The organism is Paucibacter sp. KCTC 42545 (genome assembly GCF_001477625.1).
Taxonomy (GTDB): domain Bacteria; phylum Pseudomonadota; class Gammaproteobacteria; order Burkholderiales; family Burkholderiaceae_C; genus Paucibacter_A.
Genome location: NZ_CP013692.1, coordinates 1300606 through 1326011, shown reverse-complemented (window position 1 = coordinate 1326011; position 25406 = coordinate 1300606). Strand labels below are relative to the sequence as shown.

Genomic DNA, 25406 nt, shown 5'->3' with positions numbered 1-25406 from the left:
TTCATGCAGTGCGGGCGCGGGCAGCGTCCAACAGTTGCAGCAGACGAGACTCGTCTCGTGCGTCTACGGTGGCGTTTACCTTCTGCTGTCCCGAGGACAGTTCCACGCGCACCGTGCGGCTGGGCCCGGCATCGCTGGCCAACACCGGACGGGCCAGCCGCGACCCGCTGGGTTGCACCAAGCCACCCGTGGCGAAGCCCTGAACGCCCGCCAGCGCTCTACCGGCCAGGGCTTGCGCCGGAGCCGACAGGTTGTTGATCGCCTCGAAGAAGCCAGCGCCGTAGCGGGATACGGCATCCTTGTTCACGACGAACTCGCCCGGCGTGAGCATCGCCGGGACGGTATCGGACTTGGCCATACCGCCGCGCCGGTAGAACTCGCCCTGGTTCTGCTCCATGTAATCGATCAGCTCGCGCTCCAGGTCTTTGCCCCAGAGCAGCGGCTGGGCCATCGCCTGCCGCCACGTCTGCTTGATGCGCTCCAGGTTCTGTCGCTCGTTGCCGGTGAGCGTCTTGCGGCTGATGAAGTCCTCCAGCGCACGCCGATCCTGCTGGGCCTGCTTGCCGTAGCTATCCATCGTCTTGCTGCGCATATCCAGACTGACCGAGGCACCGTAGTTCCACTGGAGCCAATTGGTGTACTCGTTCATCCCCTGTAGGCCGAGGTCGATCATCTTCATCGCCTCGACTGCCTCCCGGTTCTTCTTTGGTGTGCTGGGCGTGCCATCAACATCATTGCCGGATGGGCGCTTGCCGCCGCCCAGCATCACCGCGCCGCCAGTAGCAAACCGTGCCACGCCATTGGCCAGACGCGAGAGCGCGCCGCCGCCATACTTCTGCACCGCAGCTTTGCGAATCACGAAGGCACCGGCATCCAGAGTTCGCGGCACGGTGTCGTGGTGGCCTGAGCCGGGAACCGATCCGCCACTCATCCGAGGAAAGGCCGAGGCCACCGCGCCGCCATCGGCATAGCGGCGCACGCCACCGCCCACCAAACCGCCGGTCGCGTTTGCCTCCACCTTGCGCACGTAGATCGTGTGTGTGCTCGAGGTATTGGCCCCGTTGAGACTCATGATTTCGGCGCGGGCCGCATCGGCGTTGGTGCTGACCTGATGCCGGGACTCGGTCTGGATACGATCCAGCGCCTTGATCATCCCCTCGACGTTGGTGATCGCGGCCTGCGCCTTCTCGGTGGCCACCTTCAGTTCGAACTGCGAGTTCTGGTCGGCGTAGGTCTTGAGCTTGTCCAGCGCCTCCTTGGCCTTGGACACGTCGGCATCGACAGGCAGGGTCTTGCCTTCCTTCAGCAGCTGCTCGTACTGCTGCAGCTTCTTCTCTGCCTCCTGCAAGTCGGCCTGAATCTTGAGCAGGTACTCCTTCTCGGCGATGGCCTTGTCGAGGTCAGCGATTGCTTTGTCGAAGCGGGTCGTATCGGCATCCAGCGTGACCTTCAGACCGTCTTTCAGCTTGGCCGTGATCTGGTCGATCTGGTTTTCGGTCTGCGTGAAGGTCTGCTGAATCTGCTCGCGCGCAGTCAGCGCAGCCTGTGCAGCCGTCTGGTGCGCCTTGGCTTCGGCATCCAGGGTCTTGTTGAGAATCTCCTCGGACTCGCGGATGCGCTGGATGGCTTGATTGACGCCATCCTTGCCCTGTGCGATCTGTGCGTCGGCATCCTTGGTCTTCTGGGCCAGTTCAGCGCGCAACGCGTCTGCTTGGCGCATCAGGGCTTCTGCCTGCGCGTATTCCTGCTTGCGGTAGGCATCGCGGGACTGCGATTCCAGTTGGGTGACCTGAGAAACCGCCTGCTCGGACTGTTTGCGGGCGTCCTCACCGCGCTTGGCTTCACTGGTTTGCGAGCTGGCCACCTGCGAGGCCAAGTCCATCGCCTTCTGGGCAAGTTGCCGCGCCTGCTCGAACTCGCCATTGGCCAGCGCCTCGCGGGCCTTCCCCTGGTACTCGGCGATCTGACGCTTGCGGTCCTCCGTGGCCTCGAAGTCGGTCATTCCCTGACGACGGATGTCGCGGACACGTTCCTCGGTCGTCATCGAGAGCTGGCGCTTCTCCTCCTCGATGCGTTTGATCTCGGCCAGATGCCGGTTGGCCTCGGCGTTGAGCGCGTCGATGTGCTGCCGGTACTCGGCCAGCGCCTGCGTCATCGTCTGGCGCTTGGTGGCCAGGATGTCGTTTTCGACCCGCTGGACGTTGGCGCGGCGCTCTTCTTCCGTCTGACCCTGGCGGCGGGCCGACTCGATCCGGGCTTTCGACTCATCGTCAATGAGTTTTAGCGTGTCGGTCGTGGACTGCCGCCGCAGCGTGGTCTGCTGCGTGAGTGCATCCGTCAGCAGCTGCGTCGACTTGGTGATCAGCGCCGCTTCGGACTGCTTGGATGTCTCCAGCGCCGACTGTTCCTGCTGGTAGCGCGCCTTGACCGCTTCGATCTGCCGCAGCAGGTTGGCCTCAACGATGGACGTCAGGCCCTTGTAGGCCTCGGCCATTTTGGCGGTGGCGTCGTTGACCGTCTGATTGGCCTTGCCGACAGCCTGCTCGACCTCACCGAGGCGGGATTTCAGCTTCTCCAGAGCGCTGTGGACGGCCTCAATGCCGCGACCGACCGCTTCCTGCGTGCCCTGGCGCACAGCCTCCAGCCGCTTGGCGATCTCCTCGGCGGTCGTCGCGGCGGTGTTCATCGCGCCCTTGGCCGCTTCCGCCCCGCGAGAGGCGTCGGCGTACATCTGCGCGAAGATCTGGTTCATCTCCGCAAGCCGTTCCTCGTGGCGCTTGGTGGCCTCGGCAATCGTGTCCGACGTGAAGATGGCGGCGAAGGCTTCCCAGCGGTAGCGCAGCTGCTCAACCGCCTTGACCAGCATCTCGACCATGAAGATGCCCGCCTTGCGGACGATCTCGAATTTCTCCGACAACCAAGTCCCGATCTCCCAGCCGACCAGGAACGCGCCCAGCACGGCGAACGCCGTCTTGAGCACGCCGACGCTGGCTACGGCGGCCGACACCGAAAGATTCGCCGTCGTCCACGCCGCAGCGGTGGCGCTGGCGGCGGTGACGGCCGCCGCACCGGCGGTCTGCCACGCCGTGATCAGCGCCGGGATCAGGCGGTAGATCAGCACGGCCAGCCCGACTTCGGCGATGCGCTTGAGCCACTGCATCACCGTGTCGAGGTTGTTGGCAAGAAAGGTCAGCGCCTCGGCCAGCTTCTTGGTCAGGCCCGTAGATTCATCGACCCGGTTGATCCACTGCCCGAAGGCATTGCGCAGGCGCTCGAAGGCCTGGCTCACCGTCTGCGGCAGTTGGGCGTACTCGCTGGCCAGCTTGTCCTTCTGGCTCATGAGCGCGTTGACCACCACGTCAGCAGTCAGGCGGCCTTCTTCGGCCAGCTTGCGCAGCCGCCCGATGGGCACATTCAGACCATCGGCCAAGGCCTGCGCCAGACGGGGGCTGTTCTCGACGACGGAGTTGAATTCCTCTCCCCGCAGCACCCCGGAGGCGAGCGCCTGCCCGAACTGCAGCAGGGACGACTGCGCCTCGGTGGCCGATGCGCCCGACAGGCGCAGTGCCTGCGAGATGCTCTCGGTGATCGTGAGCGCGTCCTTCTGCTCACCACCCAGCATCCGCACGGCCTGCTGGAGCTTGCCGTACAGGGTGGCCGTTTCCTGAATCGGCACGCCAATGCGCTGGGCGATGTCGAACAGGGCCGCTTGCGCGGTGGTGAACTCACGCTGGCCCGCCGTCGCCAGCTTCAGGCGCGCGGACATCATGTTCCAGGCGTCGGCGATCTGGACGATCTCCTGCACCTTGCCAGCGGCCCAGCTGATCGACAGGAAGGCCAGCAACTGCGTCTTGGCCGTTGCCACCTGATCGCCGAAGGCTGACATCCCGGCCTTGACCTCAGCCATTCCGGCGGCAGCCTTCGCTCCAGCGGTCTTGGCGGTGGTCGACAGCTCACCGAGACTGCGCTCGGCCGACGTGATGGCACGTTTGAGCCCATCGTCAGCCCCTTCGAGCGCGACGAGGATGGAAATTCGCTTGGCCATGAATCAATCCACCGTGCTGATCTGCTTCTCGACCGCCGCCGCCAGACGCGGGATACGACCCGCGACCAAGCGCTCGACATCAAGGCGCTTCCTGAGCGCAACCTTGGGCACCAGGACGGCAATCGGGATGTCCGCGCCGCGCTTGAGGCGCTTGATGCCCTCTGCTTTGCGGTAGCGGCGCTTGAACCCCGCCAGTGGCCGGTCGTGCTCTTTGATGTTCTCGGCCATCAGGACGATGTTTCCCTTCGCGTTCTTGATGAAATAGGCATTGCCGCCGCGCATCAGCTCGGCCACCTGCGCCTTGAAGCGCTTGCGGCCAACCCGACCGTTCAGTGGAATCAGCATCCGCCCGGCAATCTGGCCGCCGGTTTCGTGCATCCCCGACCACGGAATGCGCGAGCCCACGTAGAGCGCTGGCAATCGGTTCGGGTCTTTGTCCAACACCTTGGCGCTGAAGCCCTTGAGGAAGGACTTCTTGACCACGGCTATCTGGCTGGCGACGTGGCTGCGCACGTCCTGCTTGAGTTCGACTGCCTCGCTGGCAATCGCCCGAGACACCGCCTTCTTGACCTTGTCGCGGAACTCGCCGCCCCAACGGCGCAACTGCGCCTGGGCGGCTGCGCTATCGATCTGGATGGAAATGCGCATGATCGTCAGGCACGGTCGGCGGCTTTGTCGGTGAGTCGGTCGAGGGTTTGGTCGAGGTGGCGGGCATCGCCGCGCGTGCCGATGGCAATCACGGACAGCAGCCGTGCATCGCGGGCCGCATCGGTGCGCGCCGTCGCTGCGACGAAGCCGCGCACCTGCGCCAAGGTGTAGTCGAGGATGTCCGGCAGGCGGTGACCGTGCTCGATCAGGTGCTGGACTGCTTCGAACCAGCCACCGCTTTCACGATGGGCGGCAGCTTCACTTGGCCGAACAGACCGTCGAGCTTCGGAATCACCGTTCGGGTAAAAAAATCGGCGTTCACCTCTATCACCTTGGCCGCCAGCAGGATGGCCTCGTCGGCCGCCAGCTCATCGACCCAAGCCCGAGGTTTGCCGACGGCAATGGCGATGGCCGACAGCAGATCGTCGCCGCGCTCGCCGAACAGCGCCAGCCAGTCGATGTCGGAGGCAGTGAGCTGCTGCATCACCGGCGAGATCGCCCGCAAGAAACCGGGCATCTGCCCGACCTTCAGCGGTTTGATGGCCAGCGGCTCACCGTCGATGACCAATTCGACCGACTGCGGAATCAGGGTGTCCAGATCACTCATGGTGGACCCCATCAGAGTTGCACGATGCGGCCGAACTGGCCCAACACCGCATCGAATGGCTTGGTGGTGTCGGCCAGCAACGAGCCTTCCAGCTCGAACTTGTTGTACTCGTCCGAGATGAAAGAGATTTCCTTCAGCGGATCGAAGGCCACGCGGTAGAGCTCGACCAGCACCTTGGCATTCCCCTGGGCCGTGTTGATGCCTTCGAGCCGCAGGAAGCGCTCCGGCAGTGCCTGCGTGAAGATACCGATCTCGGTGGCCACGCCATAGGCATAGCTGGCCTTGAACGGTGCGGTGAGGCCGGTGGTATCCAGAAACTGGAGGGCACCGAAGTCGGGATCAGCCGTGTAGTTCGCGCCCAAGGCCAGGGTCGCGGGCGTGCCTGCCGAATCCACCACGACCAAGGACGACACTTTCGGGTGGGCCAGGAAGTAGCGGTCGCCCGCAATCGGCGTGGCACCGCCCACCGGCTCGGCGGTGACCGTTCCCGGCGTGCCGACGACGTGGTTGCCGTACAGGGCCAGCGCAAGGTTCTCCTTGGTGAATTCCTCGATGGTGAGGTTCACGGTGGCGGACTTCTGCTTGACCATTCGGTGATCGAGCGAGCGCTGGCCGGTCTGGCTCTCGTAGTGCTCCAGGACGTCGGTCTTGAGGGAGAGCTTCAGCTCGGCGACGTTGCCGGGCGAGCGCACTTCGATAGGAAGGCCGTCGGTGTCGCGCTTGCCGAGGAAGACGCGGCCTTGAAAACTGGCATAGGTGCTCATTGCTTGGGTTCCTTGCGTTGGAGGGGTTTGGGTTCGGGAATGAATTCAGCGGTTGAGGCGGTCGGCTCCGGCGTGGCGATGTCGTGCGCGATCAACCAGTCGGCTGATGTCGCGTCGATCTCGATCCGGTCACCGACGCCATACGTCTTGCCCGCGTGGGTGTGCGGGCGCATCAGGACAAGTTGGGTCATAGGTGTCATCCAAGGGTTGCAAGGTCATTGGCCAGCGTCCGGTACGTCAGCCGATAGCGCGCCGGGATGGCCACGGCCACCGCATCGGCGTCCTCGACCTCCCACTCGCTTTCCTGCTCACGGATGCCCAGCGCCAACCCACCAAACGTGCCGTCCGCGAACAAGGCGGCGTGCGCGGCGGTAAGCAGGCGGTCGGCCTCGGTTTCGGGAGACGCGGGGGGAACGGCACGGGCCAGCGCCACGACGCGAACGGTCAGTTCGCGGGTGACGCGGTCATTGGCGCGCTCGGTGATGGACTCGGCCTCGGGAAACACCGCCAGCGCTGGGCATTGCTCTCGGCTAATGGCCGCCGTGGGCGACCGGTGCAACGTGGCCCCGAGGCCTTCGACCGCCGGACGGGCAGCCGCCATCACCGCCAGCAGAATCCGCTCGCGGATGGAGTTATCCGCCATGGGTTTACAGCCGAGTAAGCTTGGCGCGGATCTCGGAGCCGTCACCCACGGCCCGGATGTCTCGCACCTGGAAGGACGTGCCACCGATTTCGACGACTTCGCGGGCAACAAGTCCCCCGAACGCCGTGACCGGGTAGGTCATCTCGTAGTCGGTGCTCAAGGTCAGGCCGTCGAGAAGGGACTCATCCGGCGCGGCAAAGCCGACCTGATGCCTTTGCGATGGCGCACCGTTCGACGGATACCAAAGGCATTCCTTCAGCAGCCCAGCGTTCGCGGCCGACTCATAGATCTGGGCGACCAAACTCATACGCCACCACCCATGACGAGCCTGACCAGAACCCCGGGACGATGGCACATCGGTAGCGGGTTGGCCTGAGTGTGCAAATCTGTGCCCCGGTCGAACTTGCGCGGCTCCTGCTTCGCATAAAGCGGCTGGCCCATCGTGTTGACAGTCTCGTTGAAGTCGGCCGGCGCAAAGTAAGTTCCGAAGGTGTCGATGGTGCCCAGAGGGAACGCATGTGCTTCGCCAGCAGCGATGAAGCGACGAACCGTCTTGTTGACATCAGTCGCCTTGCCTCGGTACTCCTCGAAAGTGATGCCGCCAAAAGTGAAGCCACGGCGAACATCATTGATAAGGACGGCGCCTTGCTGCCAGTTCGTGAAGGCAGTCTTGACATCCTTATGGCCGGTCAATGCCTTGAAAAACTCTGGAGAACACAAGCAGTGGACTCCCGTCATGAACTCGCCGAGAAGCGCTTCTTCGATGATGCCCAACACATCAGTGCATTTGCCTTTGACGTCAGTGCCAGTAGTCGGGCTGCTGATTTCGAAGTCCACACTCTGTTGATCGATGCCAAACTCGTCAAACAGGTTGTAGATACGGCTGCCGTCGGCGTCGAGGATCTCGCCTTTCAACGCCCCCATACGCAAGTGCTCTAGGGTGATGGCGTGCTTGTTGCGCATCGTCTCTAAGTGTTGGGCCAGCACTCCGGCAATCGACTCCATTTCGGTTTCGCTGCCAAACGCACGTAGACCTTGAACCTCCTCGGGCAACACAACGTCGTCGTGCGGGATGTGCGGAACGACGAAGGAACGGACGGTTCGCTTGCCACGCACATTCACTGTTCCTGGAGAGCCTGGCGGCTGGGTCGGAAGGAGGTTCAGGACACCGGCGCGCTCTTCAACAATCACCTGGCGCGTTCGAACCGGCTTGGGCGGAAACAGATTCAACTCCTCCAGGCGTCCGTAGCGGTTGGGGATCAAGTTGATGGCTGCAGTCATTGATGCCATCGAAAATGCCGGACTGATGAATGGGTTTTGCATATTGAGTCTCCTTGGCGTTAGGCGCCGATACGCACCAGGACGCCCAGTGCTTTGAGTTGTTGGATCGCTGCTTGCTGCTCCGCAGTCGTGATGCCGGTGGGCCAATGTAGTGCGTGGTCTGACACGATGGCGTGACGCGCCACCATCAGCCCGTCGTTGCGGTCGGCGAGAGCAGCATCGGCGTCCTGCATCAGCACACCAGCGGAGTACTGGCTGCCATCGGTAGCCGACGGGTCGATCTGCTTGACCTTGCCCGTGGCAGTGACCATCCCGACGACCGCGCCCAGCGGCAGGGTCTGGCCTGCGACCACGGTGACGCGGTCGCGCGAGTAGAGGTTCGGGGCCTCGTACTTGAGCAGGTCGCCCAAGTTAATCGATTCAGAAAACACGGTGGGCATCTCAGATCTCCTTCTTCAGTGATGCGGACTTGGCCGCGAGCTGCTTCGCGGCATCGAGCAGCGGGTTGCTCGTGGATGCAGCAGCATCGGGAGCGATGCGGCTGACGATTTCGGGGGACGCTTCGGCCTTCGCCGCCAGCAACTGGCTACGTACCTTGGCGGGTGATGCCTTCGCTTCGAGGAAGCCCGCGATCAGGTCGGTGCGCCCGGCCAGGGTGCAGGTCTGGGCGACCTCAATCGCGTCGGCCACGGTCATGGCGGTGGCGGCCGCCGGTTGAGAAGAACTGCCAGCAGGATCAGCAGCAAGCCGATCAGGAGCAGCGGGGTCGGTTCGATCATTCATTGATGACTCCATCTGGGGGTTGCTAAAAAGACCGGAGTGGCTTGCCGCCAACTTCGGGAGTGGGGAAACGGATTCGAGGAGCTGGGCGAGCGCGTCGTCGAAGGTGCCGATGGCATCGGCCAGCCCGATGGCAACGGCGGCTTGCCCGAAGAACAGCCCGGCCTCCGTGTCGCGCACGGCAGATGCCTCGATGCCACGGTTGCGGGCCACCGTCTCGACGAACAGGCCGTAGACGCGATTCACCTCGCCCTTGAGAAAGGCGTGGGCTTCGCTGGAAATCGGCTCGTGCGGGTTGAGATCGTTCTTGCGGTCGCCCGCAAAGACCGCCGTGTAGCGAACGCCGTCTTGGGCATCCTTCTCGGACTGGTCGACGTGCATCGCAATGACACCAATCGAGCCGACGCCACCGGTGCGCGACACGAACACCTTGCTCGCCGCAGATGCCAGGGCGTAGGCCGCCGAGAACGCCATGTCATTGGCCACCGCCCAGACTGGCTTGATGCTGGACGCCGCACGGATGCGGTCGGCCAGATCGAACACGCCGCCCGACTCGCCACCCGGCGAGTCAACGTCGAGCAGGATGGCGGTGACATCCGGGCTGGCCAACGCGGCGTCCAACTGGGCGGTCAGCCCTGCGTAGCTGGTCAAGCCGGATTCGGCTTCCAGGCCCACGGTGCGTCGCACCAGCGTGCCGTGGATGGGGATGACCGCGACCTTCGTCGTCTGTGTGGCTGTGGGACGCACGGGCGGCGTGAAGCCCGAGGGTGCAGCCAAATCAGCCAAGCCGATCCGGGGGCCGAGCACGGACAGAATCACGTCAAGTTTTGGGCGATGGATCGCCAGCGGCACACCGTAGAGGCGTGCCGCCAAATGGGGCAACAGGGTCATGGGAATCCTTCAGGCAGACGGTGAGTCGCCGGTTTGAGTGGTGTCTGCAGCGTTCTTGTTCGGCTCGGCGCTTCCGCCGTCCTTGGAGGTGCGGCGCGGGTCGGAGTCGAAGATCAACCCGAGGTCGTCGGCGCGCTGGTTGTCGGCGGCGATCTCGCGGTCAACGTCTTCGGCGTCGTAGCCAAAGGCGGAAATGGCTTCCGAGCGGCTCATCAGCCCGGCGCGGATGGCCAGCAGCATTGCCTTGAACTCCTTCTCGGGGTCGACCCACTGCCAGCCCTGGGGAATCCACTTCACCTGCAGGTACTGGCGGCGACGGGCTGGGCCGCCACGAGCGAAGCCGGGAGCTTCGATTGCACCGGCAAGCACGGCCTGCTTCATCCACGCGGCCCACACCGGACGGCACATCTGATGCACAAGAACCCCGTGCTGCACCATCTCGCAGCGACGCCGGAACTCCAGCATCCCGGCGCGAATGGACGAGTAGTTCACGCCTGTGAGGTCGCCGGTCAACTGCTCGTAGGTGACGCCGATGGCAGCGGCGACCGCACGGAACTGCGTGCGCAGGAACTCGCCATACGAGCCACCGACATCGGCTGGGTCAGAGAACTTGATGTCCTCGCCGGGCTCCAATATCTGCAAGGTGCCCGGCTCCAGACCGGCCAGCGCGATGCCATCGCCATCGGCAGCACCTTCGCCCATCAGGTTGTCCTCCGGGTTCTGTCGTGTGACAAAGCCAGCGAACATCGCGGCGGTCTTCTTGCGCACCAGTTCGGCGTCGTCGTACTGGTCGAGTTCGTTGAGCTTGACCAGGGCCCGCGACAACCACGGCTCGCCCCGGATCTGGCCGGGACGCAGCACGCGGAACAGGTGGATGACTTCCTTCGCATCGATGCGCACCGTGTCCATCCCGCCCTGGCCCGACATCGGAGCCAGCCGACCGTCTTCGGGGTGCGAGCGGTACAGGTGGTAAGCAACGCGCCGCCCGAGGCTGTCGAATTCGATGCCAGAGCGCACCACGTTGCCCGAAGGCAGATCGAGGTTGAGGCTGATTGGCAGATGCTCGGGCTCCAGCAATTGAAGCTGCAGAGGAACAACCAGTCCGTCCTCCGGGCGACGCGGGCGCAGCCGGATCAGGCATTCACCGCCTTCGAGCATCGCGCGGCAGGCTAGTGCCTGCAGGCCATAGAAGTCGGTCTGACCTGCAGCGTCGGCTTCCTCCGTCCAGTCACGCCACAGCGCCTGCACGTCGGTCTTGAAACGCTCGTCTGCTGCCAGACTCTGCGGCTTGATGCCGGTGCCGACAGCGTTGGACACGAAGGCCTCGATCCCGGCCTGCGCCCAGGCATTGCGGCGCACGAGGTCGCGGCTCTTGATGCGCAGTTCAGTGTTGGTCGCCAACATCGCGGCGACCGCGCCGGGGTTGCCGGGCATCCACGCCAGCGAACGGCGGCCACGGCCAGCCGCTTCGTGGACGGGTGGCTGGCCGAACAGGCTTCGGATCTTCGAATACCAGGCCATCAGAACCCCTTCGAGGTCGTGACCCGGATCTGGCGCGGCGCACCCGGCCATAGACCGGTGGCGGCTGCCTGTTCCAGGATGCCGCGCTTGACCTCGCGGATCGCGGCCTTCAGTTCATCGACCGAGCGGTACTCGACGGTCTTGTCGCCGAAGCTGACGCGGCGTTCGCCCTTGGCGAGCGCGGTCTCCAATGCCTGGAGTTGGACTTCTGTGTAGGCCATCAGCGGTACACCACGAGGTTGATTTCAGAGGAGTCGTCAAATGACGCCGCAGCCGTCGCACAGGAGATGTCAACGTACTGCGCGGTCTTGAGGTCAGAGCTAGCGCGCACGATGGCTACGCGCTGCTGGCCGGTGTTGGTGCTGCTGCGGGCGAGCGCCGTCCAGCAGTAATTCGCATCCGGCATCGCTACCGCGAAGTGCACGCGGTACCGGCCAGCCGCCGTGCGCACCACGCTGGCGACGTTGAGCGCGCTGGCAATCACGACTTGACCGCCCACGTAGCCGAAGCTGACCCAAACCCGGGCAACGCCGGGATGGGTGGCGTCGATCTTGGTCTTGACCTCGAAGCCAATGCGCGCCGCCAAGGCGGCGATGCTGGACGCAAGACTCATCAGGCCAGCGCCCCGTCGAAGATCACGACGAAGTCGGTATCGGTGTTGCCAACGTCGCTGGCCGCGACCGCCCCGATGTTGGTACGGGCCTGCAGCTGCTCGGCTACGGTCAAGGTCTGCGCCGCGTCGAAGCGAACACGGAGATTGACCGCAGCCAGAATCGCATCTAAACCGCTGGTGCCGTTCTGCAGCGCCTGCTGGATTTCCACCAGGGTGTCGTAGGCGGCGTCGGCACCACCCAGAATGTCGGCCTTGAGCGCGTCCAGCAACGACACGATCTTGTTCGACGAGTAGGTGCTGGTGGTGGCGATCTGGTTGTCATCGATGGCCATCGCGGACAGAACCGCTGCCTTGAGCTCGTTGATGGCAGCGACCAGACTCGACTTGTCGTTGGTGGACAGGCTGGCCAGACTGCCTGCCGTCGCACGGACGTCGTTGAACTCCTGAGCAACCCGGATGACCAGGCTCTCGATACGGGTGGCAAGACTCATGAAAACTCCTCTGAAAATCAGGACAGCCAGCGGCTCTTGATGACGCGCCGCCGTGATGGGGTTGCAGAAACAGAAAGGCCACCTCGTTGGGTGGCCTCGTCTGGGTCGAATGCTTGAATCGGGGGCGGCTCATCCGGTGGCCGTTCCATCCCGAGTTGCCGCTCCAATTCGCGCCAGTGGCGTTCCTCGAAGCGATCCAGGCCCGCCGCCGATGCGGCCGCGCGGGCGTACACGTAGCAGTCGAGCGCTTCATTGCGCTCGCGCATCTTTTGCCACTCGCGCACCGGGAAGCCGTTGCGGTCGCGGCGGGTAATCAACTGTTCGGCGCAGAGCTGCTGGATGAACTCCGCGTCGATCTTGGGCAGGTGGACGAACCCCGTCGGGTAGACGGTGGTCACGCCGTCCTCGCTGACGTCCGCGCCCTTGCGCAGGTTGTTGTAGAACTCCAGCTTGGCGATGCCGACCGCCACCGAGAACACCTTGATGCCCCGGCGCAGCTTCTTGCCGCCTTGCGAAACATCGATGGCCGTCGGCGTGCCGATCAGGGCTGCGCCGCGCGGCACCCCCTTCACGGGCATCACGCGCGGGTCGCGGCAGGCGCGCACGAAGGCGTAGGCCTCCTGCGTCGCAAAGCCAGTGTCCAGGGCGAAACGGGCCAGCGGCATCGCCGCGCCCGAGGCGTGCGTCCAGTTCTCGGCAAGCAACTCGGCGAGTCGCTTCCACACCGCGTCGCGGGCGGTGTCGCCCATCAGCACGCGGTGTTCGACCAGCCAGGACTCCTTGCCACGCCCGAACGCCCAGATGGACGCCTCGATGCGATCCTTCTGCACGTCGGCAGCGCCCACCAGGAGCAATCCACCCGGTGGCACCGTGCCGATCCGGTATTCCTCGCGGCGCTCGACCAGCCGTTGCCAGTCGGGGGCTTCGCCTTCCTCGACCCAGGTCTCACCCAGTTCGGTGTTCTTGAAGGTCTTGATGGCGGCCGCCGACCCCGACTCCTTGTTGACCGAGCTTTCCCACGCGGCGGCAATGTCGCGCCAACCGCGCCAGCCGACCGGGCTGTAAAGCGACGACAGGTGAAACCCCGCCGTCTTGCCCGTGCCATCGCTGATCATCGCGCGCCATTCGCCGTGCTCCAGCATCCAGGTCTTGTGGTGCTCGGCAATCGACTCGTCGCACGATTCGCAGATGTACGCCGCCGTGTCCGGTTGACCCTTCTCCCATCGCAACTGCTCGAAGCGCAGCCACTGGCGATGCGAGCAATGTGGGCACGGCACGAAGTAGCGGCGCTGGTCACTGGCTTCGTACTCGCGCTCAATGGCCGACGCCCCCGAGATCGTCGGCGTCGACACGATGAAAATCTTGCGCCGAGCGAAAGTTCGCGTGCGCGCTTCGGCCAGCGAGATCGCATCGCCTTCACCCTCGACGTCCAGCGGATAGCCGTCGACCTCGTCGAGGAACAGATACCGCACCGGCATCGAGCGCAGTCCGACCGCGCTGTTGGCCCCGGTCATCACCAGCACACCGCCCCGGAACTCCTTGGCCAGGATGGTGTTGCCCGAGTCGCGAGAGCGCGCCGGGGAGATCAGTTCGCTCAGCGCCGCCGACTCCTCGATCAACGGATCGATCCGCTGCTTGGAATTGCGCTTGGCCATATCCACCGTCGGCCATACCGCCATCATCGGCCCCGGCGCGTGGTGGATCACGTAGCCGATCCAGTTCGAGCCCATCTCGGTCGCACCGAGCTGTGCGGCTTTCATGAACACCACGCGCTCGACTGGCGAGGTCGGCGACAGGCAGTCCATGATGGCCTTCAGGTAAGGCGTGCGGCTGGTACGCCAGCGCCCGGGCTCGGCGGACGCCTTGCTTGAAAGCATCCTGTGGCGATCCGACCATTCGGACACCGAAAGCAGAGGATCAGGTGTGAGCCCTTCGCGCCACGCGCGCTCGATTTCGGCAGCGCCGTCGTATTCAACATCCAGCATCAGTCCACCCGGGGCCGCAGTTCGCCAAGTTCCTGCAGGTGCTCACGTACCGCCGCCTCCAGGGCGACGTGCATCGTGTGCGGATCGATATTGAGCTTGGCCGCCATCTGCGCCGAGATGCGCGCGGGCCAGTTCAGCCACGCATCGCGCTCGGAGCGCGCCAGCTTGAAAACGTGGGCGATGGCCTGCGGCCGATCCACCAACTCGCCCTTCAGTCGGGCCAGACGCACCTTGTTGGTCTGCGCCTTGACCACCTCGTTGACCGTGCGCGCCTGAAGCAAGGACGCGCCGCCAGCAGGTAAGGCGGCAGGCCCCTCACCGGCAACACCCGAACCGCCCTCCGGTACGGCGGCCTTTACAGCCTTGGCTCGCGTTCCGGACTTCGGCATATCGGAGTTGCGAGCCCACTCGCGATCAGCACGGTCGGCATCAATGGTGCCGTCGGCCTCCGGCGTGATCCGACCTGCGCGAATTGCCTTGTGAACAGCGGTGTCGGTCACACCACGGTGACGGGCGTAAGCGCGAATCGAAATGCCCATTTTGAGAACCGGTTACCCCTTCAATCATTTTTTCGACATTCACTCGAAATCAGCTTGGCTTCTCTCTGGAACAGCGCGTTCATACGGACGTCATCAACACCATCAAAGGAAGCAGCAATGAGCAAGTTCGAACAACTCCTGACCCAGATCGCACAAAACAAGCTGGGCATTGAAACCCTGGAAACCCGCAAGTCAGACAGCCTCGACTTCCACGACGTGGCGGTCTGGTGCCTGCGCGACGCCCTGGAGGCCGCGTTCAACGCAGGCGTCGAACAAGGCCGCAAGGCGGCGAAGTCGGACGCGGCCAACAGCTGATCAAGAACCTTCGAAGCCAAGCAGAAAACGCTTGGCTTCACTCCCGAACAGCGCGTTCATCACGTCACCCCATCAACCCCTTGCACAAGGAGAAGCAAATGACCACCACCCAACTGACACCCGCCCAGCACGCGATCCTCGCCTACGCCCTCGAACACACTGGCGGCAAGATCGATTGGTTTCCCGAAAACATCAAAGGCGGCGCACGCAAGAAGGTGCTCGACGGCCTGTTCAACCGCGCCCTGATTACCTCCAACGGCACCCACTGGTTCGTTGCCGCCAAGGGCTACGACGCGATGGGGCGCGAACGACCTGCACCTGCGCCAGTGACCGCCGACTCCGAACTCGACGCAGCCGTGACGGCAGCCGAGGCCACGTGGGCGCAAGAAAAGGCGGTCGCCAAGCCCCGCACCCGCGAGAACAGCAAGCAGGCCACCGTGATCCAGATGCTGCAGCGCCCCGAGGGCGCAACCGTGCAGCAGATCTGCCAGACCACCGGCTGGCAGGCGCACACGGTGCGAGGCGCCTTTGCCGGGGCCTTCAAGAAGAAGCTCGGCCTGACCATCGTCTCGGACAAGGCCCAAGGTGGCGAGCGGGTCTACCGGATCGCCGCAGAAGCCTGATCGACACGCCAACACCCAGGAGAACATCCATGAGCACCATGACCATCACCATCGAACGCACGCCTCGCACCCTGCAGTTTGGTGACACCACCTTGCAGGTCGAGGAGTTGAGCCTCCGATTGCCGTTTGCCCGCAAGCCTGCCGACTTGGACGAAGTTGGCGGCCTGGGTCAGACCAAGGTTTACGTCACCGAGACGAAGGAACTCACCGTCGACGAGTTCGATGCCTTTGCCCGCAGCCTGTTGGTATCGCGCGACTGGCTGCGTGGCAAAGGTGGCGGCACCGGCGACGGCTATCTCTGCGTCGAGGTCACCGCACCGGGTCGCCCCTACCTTTACGTGAATCCAGAGGGCGGCGACTACGCACGCTACGTAGCCCGTCTCGGGTGATCGAAATAGATTGAGAAAGAAGCCAAGAACAACTTGGCTTCTCAATCGAACAGCGCGTTACTACGGGTGTCGCAACGATCAACCCCAAGGAGCCAGAGATGAATACCAGCCAACAGATCCCCGCCACCCAGAACGAAGCCTGGGGCTTCTGGGGCACGATGAACGAACACGCCATCGCCGCGTGGCCCCTGGCGATGACCGCCATCTCGGACGCCACCAGCCAGCCCCTCGAATCAGTCCAGGTCTTCCTCGACAGCCGCCACGGACGCCACTTTGCGGACGATGTGCAAAACGGGCTGTACGGGGGCCAGACCCTGGCGGACGCGATCACCGCCGCCACCCAACAGTGGATGGGCTGGACGATTGGCCGCCAGACCAGCAAGCAGTACGGCATCCCGCGCGGCCTGCCTTACCTGACGGGGTTCGTGATTCATTGCGAGATCGCGGAAGAGTCGCTCGCCGCCTGATCATCGAACAGCGCGCCATCTGACTCACGGGTGGCTTGCTTGCCAGTCCATTCCTGCCAGCGGCGCACGATCACGTCCGCGTACTTCGGGTCGAGCTCGATCAGCCGTGCCAGCCGTCCTGACTTTTCGGCGGCGATCAGTGTTGTGCCGGAACCACCGAAGGGATCGAGCACCACGTTGCCGGGGCGGCTCGAATTGCGAATGGCGCGCTCGACCAACTCCACCGGCTTCATCGTCGGATGCAGGTCGTTCTTCTGCGGCTTCTTGATGTTCCATACGTCGCCCTGGTCGCGGTCGCCGCACCAGTGACGCTGCGCGCCCTCGGGCCATCCGTACAGGATTGGCTCGTACTGGCGCTGGTAGTCGGCCCGGCCCAGCGTGAAGGTGTTCTTGGCCCAAATGATGAACGTCGACCACTTTCCACCGGCGGCACGGAACGCTGCCTGCAGCACATCCAGTTCGCTGGACGACATCGCCACGTAGATGCCGCCCCGGCAGTTCCCGATGGTCGGCGTCAGCGCCGCCAGCAGGAAGTCGTAGAAGCCGTCGCCGAGGTTGTCGTTCAGGATTGCGCGATCCTTGCCCCGCATCTTGTCCTTGGCGCTGTTGGCGTAGTTCACGTTGTACGGCGGGTCGGTGAAGACCATATCCACCGGCTCGCCATCGAGAACCCGGTCGTAGCTCTCAGCCACGGTGGAGTCGCCACACAGCAGACGGTGGCCGCCCAGCAACCAGATGTCGCCCGGGCGCGAGACGGGTGTCTCTGACACGTCGGGCACCGCATCGTCATCTGTTTCGCCTTCGCCATCCGGCTCGTCGCCCGCCATCAATTCGGCAAGCGCATCGGCATCGAAGCCGGTCAGCGACACGTCAAAGTCGTCATCCTGCAGTGATGCGATCTCGATGCGCAGCATCGCGTCATCCCAGCCTGCGTTCTCGGCAATGCGGTTATCCGCGATAACCAGTGCCCGGCGCTGCGTCGCGCTCAGATGATCGAGCACCACCACCGGCACCACCGCCAGCCCGAGCTTCTGCGCAGCAGCAAGCCGTCCGTGACCAGCGACGATCACACCGTCGCTACCGGCGAGGATCGGGTTGGTGAATCCGAACTCGGCAATCGACGCAGCGATCTGCGCCACCTGATCGTCCGAGTGGGTGCGCGCATTGCGGGCATAGGGCAGCAGCTTGGCGGTCGGCCACTGCTCGATCTTGTCGGCAAACCACGAGGCGGTCATTGCGCTACCTCCGTGGTGGCCAGACGTTCACTGGCGACGTGATCGAAGGATTGGTCGGTGACCAGCAGCGTGACGGGCACACCGGGGTGGTTCTGCTGGAAGCGCTTGATGGCGACGTCCACGTACTCCGGCGCGATCTCCACGCTGCGACACACGCGCCCCGTGCGCTGCGCGGCCAGCATCGTCGTGCCACTGCCACCGAAGGGCTCGAACACAACGTCGCCGATGTCCGAGTAGGCCTCGATCACGAACTCCGGCAGCGCCACCGGGAACACGGCCGGGTGGTCGATGTCCTGACCGATCTTGCCCTTGTGGCGCATCACGCGGATCACCGAGTCGGGAATCCGGGTGTCCTGCGTCGGCTGCCCCTTGTGCGTCCAGCCGCCGACCTCGCCGTCCTTGCCGCGCATCGCCGTGGATGAGCCATCGGCGCGCAGATGCGATTCCTGGCCCGCGTGCTTGCAGGGCACGATCTTGTTTGGCTTGCGGCTGGCGCGGTTGAAGTGAAACACGAACTCGAAGCTCGGGGCGAAGCGGCCCGCCCAGTCACCGGGCATCCCCGGTCCCTGATCCCAGACGTACCAAGCGAAGCGCCGCCAGCCCTGCGCGCGCATCCAGCCAAGCCACGCATCCCAATACGGGATGACTTCGTTGTCGCGGTGGATCAGCCCGAGGTTGACCAGCACCTGCCCGTCGTCGGCCATTGGCACCTTGGCGAACACGCCGCGCATCAGGCCATCCCAATCGTTGATGCCGCTGGAGGTGTAGTCGCGCTGGTTGCCATAGGGCGGTGAGGTGAAGCACAGCCGGGCCGAATCGTCCTGCATCAGCGTGGCGACTACGGCCGTGTCGGTGGCGTCGCCACAGATCAGACGATGGGAGCCAATTGCCCAGACATCGCCGGTGCGGGACACTGGTACGACCGGCGCATCGGGCACATCGTCAGCAACGTCCGACTCGTCGGCATCGGGCTCCTGATCGACGTCATCGGTTTCCACCTCGTCAGCGAGCAAGGCCTCGATCTCGGCATCCTCGAAACCGGTCAACGCAAGGTCGTACCCGGCCTCGGACAGCTCAGCCATTTCCAGCGCCAGCATCTCCTCGTTCCAACCGGCGTCGAGCGCCAGCCGGTTGTCAGAGATGACGTAGGCACGCTTCTGCGTGGGCGAGAGGTGTGCCAGTTCTATCACCGGCACCTGATCCAGCCCGAGCTTGCGCGCGGCGGCCAGACGACCGTGGCCCGCAATGATCCCGTTGTCGCCGTCCACCAGCACCGGATTCGTCCAGCCGTACTCGACGATGCTGGCGGCGATCTTGGCCACCTGCTCGTCAGTGTGCGTGCGTGGATTGCGGGCGTAGGGGATCAGCGCCTCGACCTTGCGGTACTCGACGTTGAGCGTGTTCAGAATCGATTCCTCAAATAGAAAGCCCGCCGACGGAAAACCGTGGGCGGGCTCGTGATGGGTGCGGACTGGGGCGGGTGCAAACTGCAAACCCTGCAAACCTTGGTTTGCAGTCGGACGCTAGGCGAATGCCGCGCTCGCGCCCCCCGCATTGCGATTTGGGAAGGAAGGACCCCTTTTGCCTGGGCCCATCGCCTCAACCGTCACCGCTGTCCAGAAGATAGCCGAAATACTACCCCCGACCGGGCTGTTTTGTTGCAGGGCTTCCGGGCCTCGAAACGGACAAGCAAGGCAAAGCAGGGACCAGCGCGGCAAGCATTACCCTAAATTGCCCACGTTTTTGGAAAGCAACCGCACGCCTTCGCTGTTGAGGTTCGCAGCCACGATCTCCATTGCCCTCTGCCAACGCCGCCACGCCGTCGTCCGGTCGCAGGCAAAGCGAATCGTGATGTCCCTCCAGCCGTAGCGCTTGGCCCGCATCCACACGAGGTGGCGCTGCTCAACCTCGAGCCACTGCACCCAGCGCATCGTCTCCAGCATCCGGTCGATGGCCTCGGGGCTTGGAGGGAAGGGTCGGTACATCTTCTCGTCGGCAGCAAAGGCTTCCCACTCCTTGCGAACGAAGGCGGGCCAGCAGTTGAAGTAGCCTTGCACACGCACAGGGGGCAGACGTCGTCCGGTGGTGGCGGCCTCTTCGAAGCGTACTGCAACGTCGTCAGTTGTCCACTCAGCCATGACGTGTCCCTCCTGGCCCGTACAGGCGTTCACCAATGCGTCGCACGATCTCGCGTTCGATGAAGTCCAGACGGTCGTCGGACGCGTTGACCACCAGGATGTGTTGATCACGCCAGCCACGTTCCTTGATGGCGTCCAGATCCGTGGCTTGCGGCTGCAGCCGACCAAGGGGGCAGCGGTATTGGGGTGTCGGCACCTTCACGTCACACCTCCTGTGTCTCGATGGCCCAATGCAGCAGGGCCAGCGCGTCGGCCTCGTTGTCATCGACAGGGGTGTGACCACGTTCGCGGACGGACGTGATCATTTCGTCCTTGCCCGCATTGCCTTTGCCGGTCGCGTGCTTCTTGATCGTGCCAACCGGAACGCCCTGGTAAGGGATGTTGTGATGCTCACACCACGCGGTCAGGTGCCCCATGAACCCACCGTAGGCGTGCGCCGCATCAACGCCCGCGTGCCGTCGAACTTCCTCGAAGAAAACCGCGTTGATGTGATTGCTGGCCGAGAGGAGTTCGTTGAGCCAGCGCTTGAATCGAAGGAATCGCATTCCGCCGCCTTCGAATCGCTGCGGCTTGAAGTGCTCCGTGCCGCTGGTGATGGTGCCGTCCAGGTGCTGCAGAGCCCACCCGGTGTGTGTGCCCAGATCAAGGGCCAGGATTGTCGTGTTCATCGTCTTTACTCCGTGTTGGGTGGGCGAGTGACGGATGCGACGGGTTGTCAGGACAACGTCCTTTATGTGCGCGCACGTGTAGCGCGTCAATCAGGAAACCCGTCAAATCCGTCACTCGCCCGGATTGGTCAGTCATCGCGGTAGGGGTATGCGTGGCTGTACGGCTTGGGCCTGAGGGCGATGCCCGCGATGGCGCGAGCCCCTCCGGTCAGCCGACATTTCTCGAACTTGCGAGTCGCCATCAGCTCCGAGAAGCGCTTGACCGAGCCCACGTACTCGCCCGCGCGCTCGGCCCATTCGCGCCAGTCGGCGAACAGTTCAGAGACGCCTTCACGGTGGGACTTGGCCAACAGACAGCGTTCTTCGATCCACTGCCCGAGCGCGTCCTCGGCCTCGAAATACTCCTCGGTCGCCGACACCACGCTGGCGGGCGGCTTCAAGCCCTGGCGTTGCCAACGGCTGCAGCCCTCGACGGCCCACGCCAGAATCCCATCGCGCTCCTTGAGCAGCTTCTCGGTCAGCCTACCGTCGCGGCGCTCGGGCGGGATCGTCACCGTGAACGGGATCAGGTGAAGTCGGCGCTTCATCGCCTCGTCGACATTGCGGATCGACGGCTTGTGATTGCCCGCGATCACCAACTTAAACTGCGGCAGATACTCGAAGAAGTCCTGGCGCATGAAGCGCGCGGACACCTTGTCGCCGCCCGTGATGGCCTTGACCTTGGACTCGTTCCAGCGCCGCCCTTGCTCGGTTTCGATGGATGACACGAAGCGTGCGCCGCGCAGCCCTGCGAGATCGGTCGGGTGCCGGTCGTTGCGCGCCTCCATGAACGTGTCCATCGGCGCGTTGGCCGCGTAGTCGCCCAGGATGGTGGTCAGCACGTTGACGAACACCGACTTGCCGTTCGCGCCTGTGCCGTACAAGAAGAACAGCGCGTGTTCGCTGGTGACGCCCGTCAGACAGTAGCCAACCATCAGTTGCAGGTAGGCCATCAGATCGGCGTCGCCACCGGTGACATCCGTGAGGAAGGCTCGCCACGTCGGGCAGGCGCTGTCCGGATTGCCCTGTGGCGTGGCCGTGGTCACCTTGGTCATTCGGTCATCGCGCCGGTGCGGGCGCATCCGGCCCGTGCGCAGATCGACCACGCCACCAGGGGTGTTCAGCGCCCAGATATCGGCGTCCCATTCCTCGGCGGTGGATGCGTGCTTCGGGTCGGAGCGCGCGATCTTTTCAACCGACGAGATCGTGGCGGAACTGGCCAGCTTGCCCTTGAGCCTCGGCGTGTCCGCTTTCAGCGAGGCGTTGCGGCAGATGCCCCTGGAGAGATGCGACACGTAGAGCACCTGATCGGGATTCCAGCGCACACCCGTCCAGACCAGCCACTTGCCCCAAAGGGCACAGTAGCGCCAGTCTTCGCCATAGCGGCGGGTGAAAGCGCTGGACAGGCCATCCTCGGTCGTCCAATCAATGCCCGTCAGCAGGTCTGGCGAAGGTGCTTCCTCCACCGAGCGCATCACCGGCATCCGCTCGCCGACGGCCAGAAAGCCACCGACATCGAAGCCTTCGGGAATGGCGTCGGCGGCGTCCCACCCCTCCGGCTTGTCGTCGGGCGGCATGAGGATGGCGACCGAGGTCGCGCCTGCGTGCAAAATCGCTTGCGAAGCCCGGTCGGCATAGTCCCACCCCGGCGCATCGCGGTCGGGCCAGATCAGAACCGTTTTGCCAGCCAGTGGTGACCAGTCGGTCTTGTCGACCGGGGCATTGGCACCGTGCATAGCCGTGGTGGCCACCACGCCGCTGGCGATCAATGCCTGCGCGCACTTCTCGCCCTCGACCAGGACGATGTGGCTTGCCGCAGCAAGGCCGGGCTGGTTGAACAGCGGGCGCGGCTCGGGCGGGGCCATCTTGCGGCGTTTGGCGTCCCACGGTCGGAATTCCTTCTTGCCACCCGGTGGGTCATAGCGGTAGACGACGGCGATCAGCTTGCCAACGGCATCGAAGTAGTCCCACTTCGCCGTAGCCGGGCCGAGGTCGTCGACCGGCGCTTCCTTCTTCGTTTTGCGCACCGGCACCGACCGCGACCGCCCGAGCAGGTCAGCAGCGGCATCCAGCACGCGGGGAAAGTCGCTGTGAACGTTGATGCCGCAGTAGCCGCCGATCAGCGCATAGATGTCGCCGCCTGAGTTGTCGGCACGATCCGTCCACAGACCGGCCTTCTCACCTTCGAGCACCACCTCGAGGCTGTCACCTGGACTGCCGAGGATGTCGCCGATCAGGAACTTGCCACGGCGCTTCTTGCCAGCCGGAAACATCGTGGTCAGCACCGACTCCAGTCGCGCCAGCAGATCTGCGCGAATCTCGTCTCGTTCAGACTCCCTGTTGTGCTCCGCAGGTTGGGTTGTGTCGTTGAAGTCGATCATTCGGCTCCCTCGACAGGTGCGTCCGCATCCTGAGCATCACGGCCCTGAACGGCGGTGCTGCGCGTGGCCCACGCAGAGAGTTCGGACAGGCGGTAGCGCACCAGACCGCCCATCAGGTAGTGCGGAATCCGGTACTTGGTGCGCATCGCGTGGTCGGCGAACCAGTAGTACGGCAGGCGCAACGCGGCGGCCGCCTGCTTGGCATCGATCATCGGCTCGATGCCGGTGGCCGGGGTGTTGTTGTCGGTCATGCTTGTGTTCTCCAGCAGCGGTCTTGCCACGCGCACATCCGGCACTCGAAGTGGGTCGGGTCATTGAAGGCGCGCGGCAGGAGTTCGCCTGCTTCGGTGGCCGTGATGACCTTCACCGCCCGATCTGACATGCGCTGGGCCAGGGCTGCGTCAAAGAGCACGGCCTCGGTGTAGATCTCCATCGTGTCGGCGTTGAGCGCCGTGAAGATCGCCGGGTGCTCGTGCAGTTCGAGATAGGCTTGGTAGATCGCCACTTGCGCGGCGTAGACGGGCTTGGCCACGGCGAGCCGGTTCTTCTCCAGCTCGCGCCAGGACTTCATGCCCAAGCACTTGTTTTCCCAGAGCGCCGGGTAGGCAAAGCCCTCCGGGCCATCGACGATGACACCGTCGATGTGGCCCTGCAGACGGCCATCAGCCACGGAGAAGCCAAACTGCTCGCCATCGGCCCTGCGGGTACGCAAGTCGAAACCGGCGTCGCGCAGCCACGCGACCATGCAGTCCTCCATGACGTGGCCGCGCTCGAAGATGCGCAGCATCCGGCCCGGGGTGTCCCGGCCGTGATCGACGGGAGCCTTGGCGTACTCAAACTGCAGCGCACGCTCGCAGGCAGCGCCCAACCGCGAGGCACCAAGATACTGGCGCTCGGACTGCTGGGCTCGCGCCCGCTGCATCCCGGCGTCGACCAGCGCAGTGATCTGGCCCGAGATGCTCGAAGTGGAGTTGAAGTCCATCATGGCTTCTTCCCCTTCGCTTCTTCCCAAGGCAGGTCGTCCTCCAGATCCGCGAACGGATTGGCTGCACTCGGTGTCATGGGGTCGGGCGTTGGCGGCATGCCGCGCACGGGCGGGTACTTGCTTGTCTCGTGGTGCTCAACCATCGCCTCGGTGTAGCAAGTGACGATGGCGTCGATCACCTGCAGCGCCTCCGCTTCGGAGTAGTTGCCCAGCGGTTTGGTGAAGCCGATCTCGCCCGCCGCCTCGCCGAAGGACTTGAGGCACTTGCGCATCGCGGCCAGCTCGATATCAGAGGGATCGATCATGGTGACCCCCTTGATGTCGCTGCGACCATCCTTGGCGCGCAGCCAGTTGCCGTACATCGCGTGGAACGCGGATTGGCAGCGCTGCGAGCAGAACACCCAGTCGATGGGGTAGCGCCGGGGATCGCCGATACCGTGTCGGTTGTCGGTGTGACCGAATCCCCGGGCCTGTCGTTTGCAGACCCAGCATTTCACGCCCCCTCCTCAAAGTCTTCGGCCAGCAGCGCCAGCTGCAGCGCGCCGCCAGCGAAGGCCGCTTCACAGCGGCGGTCGAAGTCGCGGTAGCAGGTCGAGCTGCGCGCAATGGCGGTGACCGCGTGAATCTGCGTTTCCAGACGGGCGAGGCCCTGATCGGACAGCCACTGGTGGTGCTTCTGCGAGATGCCCTTGCGGGCGCGAATCTCGTCGATCAGCGTGGCGGGCAGCACCGGGCCGTAGACCCAGCGCTGCGTGATCTGACCGACAACGTGGGGCGGGTTCTGGTCGTGGCCCTGGTACTTCCAGCCGAACAGCCGGTAGATGGCGCGGTAGTAGTCCGGGTGGAAGCGGCGCTCCCACGAAGAGCACGACTGGCGCAGCAGCTTGGAGATCAGTTCCTGCAACGCCTCAGGCGCACGGTGGTACTGGTAGCCCGTCGCCTCGTCGATCAGCGCGACCTCGCCGGTGGTGGCCAGCGCGCGCATGATCTTAAGGCAGTTGGGCACGATGCCCTGGCGGGCCTTGTGCAGCGTGCCATTGATGGCGGCGCTCACCACTGCGGACGCGACGTCCGCAATGATTCCGGCAGGGAAGAACTGTGCCTGCCGCCCTGACGGCAACAGAATCGGCTCACGAGTTTTCTCCAATGCCGACAAGGAGTTAGGAGCGAAGTCGGCAAGAAACCGGGCAAATCGGCCACCCTTGTGCGTCTCGTGGAAACCCAGCAGCTTGGCCAGTTGGCGACGAACGTAGCCACGCTCGCCGCCCTTGAGGACGACGGCCTCGCATTGCAGATCGCCGAAGCGCACGACGCCGTAGTGACTGGCAGTGAGGACGGATGCATTCATAGCCGTCTCC

At 64.2% G+C, this 25406-nt stretch carries 31 protein-coding genes; 4 read left to right on the top strand and 27 right to left on the bottom strand.

What is annotated here, in order from left to right:
- Position 1 precedes the first annotated feature (1 nt).
- Genes AT984_RS05890 through AT984_RS05810 form a run of 17 tightly spaced genes read right to left on the bottom strand, consistent with a single transcriptional unit; the run spans position 2 to position 14808 of the window.
- Positions 2–4045 (bottom strand): tape measure protein, encoded by a 4044-nt coding sequence (locus AT984_RS05890; RefSeq protein WP_058719294.1) that lies wholly within the window; start codon positions 4043–4045, stop codon positions 2–4.
- A 3-nt stretch (positions 4046–4048) separates the two neighbouring features.
- Positions 4049–4693: a DUF6441 family protein gene (locus AT984_RS05885; RefSeq protein ID WP_058719293.1), complete on the bottom strand. Its 645-nt coding sequence runs from the start codon at positions 4691–4693 to the stop codon at positions 4049–4051.
- A 5-nt stretch (positions 4694–4698) separates the two neighbouring features.
- On the bottom strand, positions 4699–4857 hold the full coding sequence (locus AT984_RS05880; protein WP_231741827.1) for a hypothetical protein: 159 nt from the start codon (positions 4855–4857) through the stop codon (positions 4699–4701).
- A 41-nt stretch (positions 4858–4898) separates the two neighbouring features.
- Positions 4899–5300: a hypothetical protein gene (locus AT984_RS05875; RefSeq protein WP_058719291.1), complete on the bottom strand. Its 402-nt coding sequence runs from the start codon at positions 5298–5300 to the stop codon at positions 4899–4901.
- Between the two features lie 11 nt (positions 5301–5311).
- On the bottom strand, positions 5312–6064 hold the full coding sequence (locus tag AT984_RS05870; protein ID WP_058719290.1) for a hypothetical protein: 753 nt from the start codon (positions 6062–6064) through the stop codon (positions 5312–5314).
- The gene (locus AT984_RS05865; protein WP_058719289.1) at positions 6061–6255 is read right to left on the bottom strand and encodes a DUF7210 family protein; all 195 of its coding nucleotides are present in this window, start codon (positions 6253–6255) and stop codon (positions 6061–6063) included. Before AT984_RS05865 ends, AT984_RS05870 begins: the two co-directional genes overlap by 4 nt.
- 5 nt (positions 6256–6260) lie before the next feature.
- Positions 6261–6707 (bottom strand): hypothetical protein, encoded by a 447-nt coding sequence (locus AT984_RS05860; RefSeq protein ID WP_058719288.1) that lies wholly within the window; start codon positions 6705–6707, stop codon positions 6261–6263.
- Positions 6708–6711: 4 nt separating this feature from the next.
- Positions 6712–7014, bottom strand: coding sequence for a hypothetical protein (locus AT984_RS05855; protein ID WP_058719287.1), 303 nt, complete (start codon positions 7012–7014; stop codon positions 6712–6714).
- Positions 7011–8030, bottom strand: a complete 1020-nt coding sequence (locus tag AT984_RS05850; protein WP_058719286.1) for a major capsid protein — start codon at positions 8028–8030, stop codon at positions 7011–7013. Before AT984_RS05850 ends, AT984_RS05855 begins: the two co-directional genes overlap by 4 nt.
- Before the next feature lie 17 nt (positions 8031–8047).
- A complete protein-coding gene (locus AT984_RS05845; protein ID WP_058719285.1) occupies positions 8048–8428 on the bottom strand; it encodes a head decoration protein in 381 nt (126 codons plus the stop codon).
- A gap of 1 nt (position 8429) precedes the next feature.
- Entirely contained in the window at positions 8430–9659 is a 1230-nt protein-coding gene (locus AT984_RS05840) for a S49 family peptidase (protein ID WP_058719284.1), read from the bottom strand.
- A 9-nt stretch (positions 9660–9668) separates the two neighbouring features.
- Complete coding sequence (locus AT984_RS05835; RefSeq protein WP_058719283.1) at positions 9669–11180, bottom strand: phage portal protein; 1512 nt, start codon at positions 11178–11180, stop codon at positions 9669–9671.
- A complete protein-coding gene (locus tag AT984_RS05830) occupies positions 11180–11401 on the bottom strand; it encodes a phage head-tail joining protein (RefSeq protein WP_058719282.1) in 222 nt (73 codons plus the stop codon). The genes AT984_RS05835 and AT984_RS05830 overlap by 1 nt, the downstream gene beginning before the upstream one ends.
- The gene (locus AT984_RS05825; protein ID WP_058719281.1) at positions 11401–11793 is read right to left on the bottom strand and encodes a hypothetical protein; all 393 of its coding nucleotides are present in this window, start codon (positions 11791–11793) and stop codon (positions 11401–11403) included. Before AT984_RS05825 ends, AT984_RS05830 begins: the two co-directional genes overlap by 1 nt.
- Positions 11793–12284 carry a hypothetical protein gene (locus tag AT984_RS05820; RefSeq protein WP_058719280.1) on the bottom strand — a complete coding sequence of 164 codons (492 nt, stop codon included), beginning with the start codon at positions 12282–12284 and terminating at the stop codon, positions 11793–11795. Before AT984_RS05820 ends, AT984_RS05825 begins: the two co-directional genes overlap by 1 nt.
- Before the next feature lie 17 nt (positions 12285–12301).
- Positions 12302–14269: a phage terminase large subunit family protein gene (locus AT984_RS05815; RefSeq protein WP_197418253.1), complete on the bottom strand. Its 1968-nt coding sequence runs from the start codon at positions 14267–14269 to the stop codon at positions 12302–12304.
- A complete protein-coding gene (locus AT984_RS05810) occupies positions 14269–14808 on the bottom strand; it encodes a hypothetical protein (protein WP_058719279.1) in 540 nt (179 codons plus the stop codon). Before AT984_RS05810 ends, AT984_RS05815 begins: the two co-directional genes overlap by 1 nt.
- Before the next feature lie 117 nt (positions 14809–14925).
- On the opposite strand from AT984_RS05810, the gene AT984_RS05805 reads away from it, so the two are divergent.
- The 4 genes from AT984_RS05805 (at position 14926) to AT984_RS05790 (ending at position 16602) form a co-directional block, all read left to right on the top strand.
- A complete protein-coding gene (locus tag AT984_RS05805; protein ID WP_058719278.1) occupies positions 14926–15123 on the top strand; it encodes a DUF6900 domain-containing protein in 198 nt (65 codons plus the stop codon).
- Positions 15124–15221: 98 nt separating this feature from the next.
- Positions 15222–15746, top strand: coding sequence for a DUF3489 domain-containing protein (locus AT984_RS05800; RefSeq protein WP_058719277.1), 525 nt, complete (start codon positions 15222–15224; stop codon positions 15744–15746).
- Between the two features lie 29 nt (positions 15747–15775).
- Entirely contained in the window at positions 15776–16135 is a 360-nt protein-coding gene (locus AT984_RS05795) for a hypothetical protein (RefSeq protein WP_058719276.1), read from the top strand.
- A 98-nt stretch (positions 16136–16233) separates the two neighbouring features.
- Positions 16234–16602: a hypothetical protein gene (locus AT984_RS05790; protein ID WP_058719275.1), complete on the top strand. Its 369-nt coding sequence runs from the start codon at positions 16234–16236 to the stop codon at positions 16600–16602.
- Here AT984_RS05790 and AT984_RS05785 read toward each other — a convergent pair.
- The 10 genes from AT984_RS05785 to AT984_RS05740 form a co-directional block, all read right to left on the bottom strand.
- Complete coding sequence (locus tag AT984_RS05785; RefSeq protein WP_058719274.1) at positions 16566–17837, bottom strand: site-specific DNA-methyltransferase; 1272 nt, start codon at positions 17835–17837, stop codon at positions 16566–16568. The two genes, AT984_RS05790 and AT984_RS05785, sit on opposite strands and share 37 nt — an antisense overlap.
- Complete coding sequence (locus tag AT984_RS05780; RefSeq protein WP_058722119.1) at positions 17834–19243, bottom strand: site-specific DNA-methyltransferase; 1410 nt, start codon at positions 19241–19243, stop codon at positions 17834–17836. The genes AT984_RS05785 and AT984_RS05780 overlap by 4 nt, the downstream gene beginning before the upstream one ends.
- 315 nt (positions 19244–19558) lie before the next feature.
- Positions 19559–19975 (bottom strand): DUF6362 family protein, encoded by a 417-nt coding sequence (locus AT984_RS05775; protein ID WP_058719273.1) that lies wholly within the window; start codon positions 19973–19975, stop codon positions 19559–19561.
- A complete protein-coding gene (locus AT984_RS05770) occupies positions 19968–20177 on the bottom strand; it encodes a hypothetical protein (protein ID WP_058719272.1) in 210 nt (69 codons plus the stop codon). Before AT984_RS05770 ends, AT984_RS05775 begins: the two co-directional genes overlap by 8 nt.
- A gap of 1 nt (position 20178) precedes the next feature.
- Positions 20179–20643 carry a crossover junction endodeoxyribonuclease RuvC gene (locus tag AT984_RS05765; RefSeq protein WP_058722118.1) on the bottom strand — a complete coding sequence of 155 codons (465 nt, stop codon included), beginning with the start codon at positions 20641–20643 and terminating at the stop codon, positions 20179–20181.
- Positions 20644–20771: 128 nt separating this feature from the next.
- Positions 20772–23063 carry a phage/plasmid primase, P4 family gene (locus AT984_RS05760; RefSeq protein ID WP_058719271.1) on the bottom strand — a complete coding sequence of 764 codons (2292 nt, stop codon included), beginning with the start codon at positions 23061–23063 and terminating at the stop codon, positions 20772–20774.
- On the bottom strand, positions 23060–23314 hold the full coding sequence (locus tag AT984_RS05755) for a hypothetical protein (RefSeq protein WP_045535108.1): 255 nt from the start codon (positions 23312–23314) through the stop codon (positions 23060–23062). Before AT984_RS05755 ends, AT984_RS05760 begins: the two co-directional genes overlap by 4 nt.
- Positions 23311–24048 (bottom strand): PD-(D/E)XK nuclease family protein, encoded by a 738-nt coding sequence (locus AT984_RS05750; RefSeq protein ID WP_058719270.1) that lies wholly within the window; start codon positions 24046–24048, stop codon positions 23311–23313. The genes AT984_RS05755 and AT984_RS05750 overlap by 4 nt, the downstream gene beginning before the upstream one ends.
- On the bottom strand, positions 24045–24545 hold the full coding sequence (locus AT984_RS05745) for a DUF6511 domain-containing protein (protein WP_058719269.1): 501 nt from the start codon (positions 24543–24545) through the stop codon (positions 24045–24047). Before AT984_RS05745 ends, AT984_RS05750 begins: the two co-directional genes overlap by 4 nt.
- Positions 24542–25396, bottom strand: a complete 855-nt coding sequence (locus tag AT984_RS05740; RefSeq protein WP_058719268.1) for a P63C domain-containing protein — start codon at positions 25394–25396, stop codon at positions 24542–24544. The genes AT984_RS05745 and AT984_RS05740 overlap by 4 nt, the downstream gene beginning before the upstream one ends.
- Positions 25397–25406: the final 10 nt, after the last annotated feature.

Bases quoted from the DNA above. Each gene is read 5' to 3' on its own strand.
- AT984_RS05890 (WP_058719294.1), bottom strand. From the start codon at position 4,045: ATGGCCAAGCGAATTTCCATCCTCGTCGCGCTCGAAGGGGCTGACGAT.
- AT984_RS05885 (WP_058719293.1), bottom strand. From the start codon at position 4,693: ATGCGCATTTCCATCCAGATCGATAGCGCAGCCGCCCAGGCGCAGTTG.
- AT984_RS05875 (WP_058719291.1), bottom strand. From the start codon at position 5,300: ATGAGTGATCTGGACACCCTGATTCCGCAGTCGGTCGAATTGGTCATC.
- AT984_RS05870 (WP_058719290.1), bottom strand. From the start codon at position 6,064: ATGAGCACCTATGCCAGTTTTCAAGGCCGCGTCTTCCTCGGCAAGCGC.
- AT984_RS05865 (WP_058719289.1), bottom strand. From the start codon at position 6,255: ATGACCCAACTTGTCCTGATGCGCCCGCACACCCACGCGGGCAAGACG.
- AT984_RS05860 (WP_058719288.1), bottom strand. From the start codon at position 6,707: ATGGCGGATAACTCCATCCGCGAGCGGATTCTGCTGGCGGTGATGGCG.
- AT984_RS05855 (WP_058719287.1), bottom strand. From the start codon at position 7,014: ATGAGTTTGGTCGCCCAGATCTATGAGTCGGCCGCGAACGCTGGGCTG.
- AT984_RS05850 (WP_058719286.1), bottom strand. From the start codon at position 8,030: ATGCAAAACCCATTCATCAGTCCGGCATTTTCGATGGCATCAATGACT.
- AT984_RS05845 (WP_058719285.1), bottom strand. From the start codon at position 8,428: ATGCCCACCGTGTTTTCTGAATCGATTAACTTGGGCGACCTGCTCAAG.
- AT984_RS05840 (WP_058719284.1), bottom strand. From the start codon at position 9,659: ATGACCCTGTTGCCCCATTTGGCGGCACGCCTCTACGGTGTGCCGCTG.
- AT984_RS05835 (WP_058719283.1), bottom strand. From the start codon at position 11,180: ATGGCCTGGTATTCGAAGATCCGAAGCCTGTTCGGCCAGCCACCCGTC.
- AT984_RS05830 (WP_058719282.1), bottom strand. From the start codon at position 11,401: ATGGCCTACACAGAAGTCCAACTCCAGGCATTGGAGACCGCGCTCGCC.
- AT984_RS05825 (WP_058719281.1), bottom strand. From the start codon at position 11,793: ATGAGTCTTGCGTCCAGCATCGCCGCCTTGGCGGCGCGCATTGGCTTC.
- AT984_RS05820 (WP_058719280.1), bottom strand. From the start codon at position 12,284: ATGAGTCTTGCCACCCGTATCGAGAGCCTGGTCATCCGGGTTGCTCAG.
- AT984_RS05815 (WP_197418253.1), bottom strand. From the start codon at position 14,269: ATGCTGGATGTTGAATACGACGGCGCTGCCGAAATCGAGCGCGCGTGG.
- AT984_RS05810 (WP_058719279.1), bottom strand. From the start codon at position 14,808: ATGGGCATTTCGATTCGCGCTTACGCCCGTCACCGTGGTGTGACCGAC.
- AT984_RS05805 (WP_058719278.1), top strand. From the start codon at position 14,926: ATGAGCAAGTTCGAACAACTCCTGACCCAGATCGCACAAAACAAGCTG.
- AT984_RS05800 (WP_058719277.1), top strand. From the start codon at position 15,222: ATGACCACCACCCAACTGACACCCGCCCAGCACGCGATCCTCGCCTAC.
- AT984_RS05795 (WP_058719276.1), top strand. From the start codon at position 15,776: ATGAGCACCATGACCATCACCATCGAACGCACGCCTCGCACCCTGCAG.
- AT984_RS05790 (WP_058719275.1), top strand. From the start codon at position 16,234: ATGAATACCAGCCAACAGATCCCCGCCACCCAGAACGAAGCCTGGGGC.
- AT984_RS05785 (WP_058719274.1), bottom strand. From the start codon at position 17,837: ATGACCGCCTCGTGGTTTGCCGACAAGATCGAGCAGTGGCCGACCGCC.
- AT984_RS05775 (WP_058719273.1), bottom strand. From the start codon at position 19,975: ATGGCTGAGTGGACAACTGACGACGTTGCAGTACGCTTCGAAGAGGCC.
- AT984_RS05765 (WP_058722118.1), bottom strand. From the start codon at position 20,643: ATGAACACGACAATCCTGGCCCTTGATCTGGGCACACACACCGGGTGG.
- AT984_RS05760 (WP_058719271.1), bottom strand. From the start codon at position 23,063: ATGATCGACTTCAACGACACAACCCAACCTGCGGAGCACAACAGGGAG.
- AT984_RS05755 (WP_045535108.1), bottom strand. From the start codon at position 23,314: ATGACCGACAACAACACCCCGGCCACCGGCATCGAGCCGATGATCGAT.
- AT984_RS05750 (WP_058719270.1), bottom strand. From the start codon at position 24,048: ATGATGGACTTCAACTCCACTTCGAGCATCTCGGGCCAGATCACTGCG.
- AT984_RS05740 (WP_058719268.1), bottom strand. From the start codon at position 25,396: ATGAATGCATCCGTCCTCACTGCCAGTCACTACGGCGTCGTGCGCTTC.